The following is a 3,275-nucleotide window of genomic DNA, read 5'->3' as shown; positions in this document are numbered from 1 at the left end:
CCTCCCATGATTTCGGCCAGCTTGTCTATCTGGGTGCGGTTGTTGGCCTCGGTGCACGAGAGCAGCAGCACGTTTTCCATGCCGGGATAGTGCTTGCCCAGCGGATAGCCGGGCACGACGCCCTTGGGCGTCATGGCCTTGACCACTTCGGCAGCGGGCATGGGCAGGCGCAGGGCTACTTCCGAACCGTAGGGGGCGCTGTTGAGCCGTTCCACGCCATTGAGGCCGGTAAGGCGCTCAACGGCGTAGCGGGCAAGTGCCATGTTGTTTTCGGCTACCCGGGTGAGGCCCTGCGGGCCAAGCAGGCTCATGTGGATGAGCGAGCGCAGGGCGCAGAGAGCCTGATTGGAGCAGATGTTGGAGGTGGCCTTGGCGCGGCGGATGTGCTGCTCGCGGGCTTGCAGGGTCAGCACGTAGCCGGTTTTGCCGTCCACATCGGTGGTGCGGCCCACAATGCGGCCGGGGAACTGGCGGATGTGTTCCTTGCGGCAGGCCATGAGCCCGAGGTAGGGGCCGCCGAAAGAGAGGTTCATGCCAAGGCTCTGGCCTTCGGCCACGGCCACATCCGCGCCCATTTCGCCGGGGGTCTTGAGCACGGACTGCATGACCGGATACACGGAGATGACGCCAAAAGCCTTGTTGGAACGGGCCTTGGCAAACAGGGCAGTGTAGTCCGCCACTGCGCCGAAGAAGTTGGGATTCTGCACAATAACGGCAGCGCAGGTCGTGTCGGCGGCGGCCATGAGCGCGTCCATATCGCTGCAACCATTCTGCTGGGGCACGGTCTTGATTTCCAGATCAAGGCTGGAAACATAGGCATCCAGCATGGAGCGCCAGATGGGGTTGACGGCTTCGTCCACCACCAGCAGGCGGCGGCGCGTGGAACGCACGGCCATCATGGCGGCTTCAAAAATGGCAGTGCCGCCGTCATACACGGAGGCATTGCCGCAATCCATTTCCATCAGGCGGCTGACAGCGGTCTGGAACTCAAAAATAGCCTGCAAGGTGCCTTGCGAGCATTCTGCCTGATAAGGCGTATAGGCGGTATAAAATTCGCTGCGGCCAGAGAGCGCGTCCACAGCCTTGGGGATGTCGTGATTATAAAAACCTGCGCCGAGAAAGGACACATGACCGGGGCAGTTTTTGGCTGCCAGCTCTTCAAAGTGTCCGCAGACGGCGGCTTCGCTCTGCCCCTTGGGCAGATCAAAGCTCTGGGGGCGCATGCTGGAGGGGATGTCGGAAAAAAGCTCATCCAGACTGCGCACGCCAACTACGGAGAGCATTTCATGCAACTCTTCCGGCGTATGGGGAATGTATGGCATATTAGCTCCTTGCCGCCGGACACGTTGTACCGCTTGTGCGACGGCAGCCTCTGTGAAAGGGACTCCGGCTGGAACCCGCCGTTGTACGACGCTGCTCCAGCCGGTGCGAAAGAAAAAATTTCAGGCTGTTGCACACTCGGTGCAAAAGTTTGCCAGCGCGTAGGCAGCCCAAAATCATACAAGGGTAACGTGGAGTTGCGGGAATTTTTGTTTCCTGCCAAGGATGGCGCGTTTGGGCGGCGCGAAGTGTATACGAACATACATGAGCGCCGCACCAAACAAGCCAGACACCGGCAGGGGGCAAAAAGGCCGCAAGTCCGCGTTGCCCTTCTAATGTTTCTCAGTGGCGCAATGGGCCTCGTAGGCAGAGGCGTCCAAAAGACCGCCGGGCTTGTGGGCCAGCTTGACGCGCACAATCCAGCCCTCGCCAAAGGGGTCGCTGTTGCAAAGCTCGGGGGTGCTTTCCAGAGCTTCGTTCACGGCCACAACTTCGCCCGTAACGGGAGAAATCAGATCGCTGGCGGCCTTGACCGATTCCACAGAGCCGAATTCCTTGTCTTCAGAAAGCTGGTCGCCCACGGGGGGCAGTTCCACGTAGGTGATATCGCCAAGGGATTCCTGAGCAAAGCTGGTGATGCCGATGACGGCCTCGTCCCCTTCGATGCGGGTCCATTCGTGGCTGGTGCTGTACAGAATATCGGCAGGATTGGTAGCCATGTGCAAACTCCTGAAAAATTGGGTTCAATCGTTATAAAAATTACGCTGTTCTGCGGGATGTGCCGTGCGATGCGGCCCCAGAGATCAACGACCGTATCAGGCCAGTTTTTTACGCGCGGTGCCTTCAGTGTAGAACGGCGCTTCAACCCGCGCGGCGGGCAGTTCCGTTCTGGCGGCGCGAACCACAAAATTCTCGGCCCCGGCATGCGCTGCCTTGACCCAGGCAAAGGCGATCACATAGCCCAGCGAGGGCGCGAACGAACCGCTGGTGACGTGACCCACTTCCGTGCCGTCAGCAAGGGCAACCACATCGCCATGACGCGCGGCGCGGCGGCCGTCAATGCGCAGGGGCACCAGCACTTCGGCAATGTTCTGCGCGCCTTCGCGGCCCACATAGTCGGCGGTGCTGGTCATCATGCGGCCCATACCGGCCTCGGCGGGGCTGTGATTCTCGTCCAGATCGTGCCCGTACAGGGGCAAACCAGCCTCAAGGCGCAGGGTATCGCGCGCGCCAAGGCCTATGGGCTTGACGCGTTTGTCAGCCAGCAAGGCGCTCCAGAAAGCCTCGGCCACTGAGCTCTCAATGTACAGCTCATAGCCCAGCTCGCCGGTGTAGCCTGTGCGGCTCACCAGCAGGGGCGTGCCCTGCCAGGTGGTTTCGCGAAAGCCGAAGTAGCCGAGATCGTGGAAATTCTGCCCCAGCAGCTTTTCGAGCACGTCCAGGGATTCCGGCCCCTGAAGGTCGATCTTGCCGGTTTCTGCGGAAATATCGGTCATCTTGACGCTTTGGGGCAGGCGGGCGCGCAGCACGGCAAAGTCGTTGGCGGCGCAGGCGGCGTTGACCACTGCCATGAAGGAATCAGGGCCGAAGCGGTAGATGATGCCGTCGTCCAGCACGCCGCCCTTTTCGTTGAGCAAAAAGCCATAGCGGCACTTGCCGGGGGCAAGGGTCTGCAGGTTGTGGCTCACGGCCTTGCTCAGGGCTTCGTCCGCGCCGGGGCCTTCAATAAGAAACTCGCCCATGTGGCAGATGTCAAAAAGGCCTGCATGCTGGCGGGTGTGCTGATGCTCGACAATAATACCCTCATACTGGATGGGCATAAGCCACCCGGCAAAGGGGGCCATTTTTGCGCCATGCGCCTCGTGCCAGGCAGTGAGGGGGGTACGCAGATCCGACATGGAATCTCCTTGAAGTTGGGCAAACAGCTTGCGCTGACGCTATAGAGGACGCGCCAA

At 60.7% G+C, this 3,275-nt stretch carries 3 protein-coding genes; all 3 read right to left on the bottom strand.

Annotated elements, in window-relative coordinates; genetic code table 11:
• The coding region (gcvPA, locus tag VEZ52_RS01770) for an aminomethyl-transferring glycine dehydrogenase subunit GcvPA (protein WP_324835272.1) at window positions 1–1,322 on the bottom strand (1,322 nt) is incomplete at its 3' end.
• A gap of 330 nt (window positions 1,323–1,652) precedes the next feature.
• Complete coding sequence (gene gcvH / locus VEZ52_RS01765) at window positions 1,653–2,039, bottom strand: glycine cleavage system protein GcvH (protein WP_324835271.1); 387 nt, start codon at window positions 2,037–2,039, stop codon at window positions 1,653–1,655.
• Window positions 2,040–2,135: 96 nt separating this feature from the next.
• Entirely contained in the window at window positions 2,136–3,218 is a 1,083-nt protein-coding gene (gene gcvT, locus VEZ52_RS01760) for a glycine cleavage system aminomethyltransferase GcvT (protein WP_324835270.1), read from the bottom strand.
• Window positions 3,219–3,275 lie beyond the last annotated feature (57 nt).

Source organism: Desulfovibrio sp., from assembly GCF_035644575.1.
Lineage (GTDB): Bacteria > Desulfobacterota > Desulfovibrionia > Desulfovibrionales > Desulfovibrionaceae > Desulfovibrio.
Note: the sequence above shows the minus strand (reverse complement) of the source record. Positions and strands in the feature narration are given on the sequence as shown.

Bases quoted from the DNA above. Each gene is read 5' to 3' on its own strand.
- gcvH (WP_324835271.1), bottom strand. From the start codon at position 2,039: ATGGCTACCAATCCTGCCGATATTCTGTACAGCACCAGCCACGAATGG.
- gcvT (WP_324835270.1), bottom strand. From the start codon at position 3,218: ATGTCGGATCTGCGTACCCCCCTCACTGCCTGGCACGAGGCGCATGGC.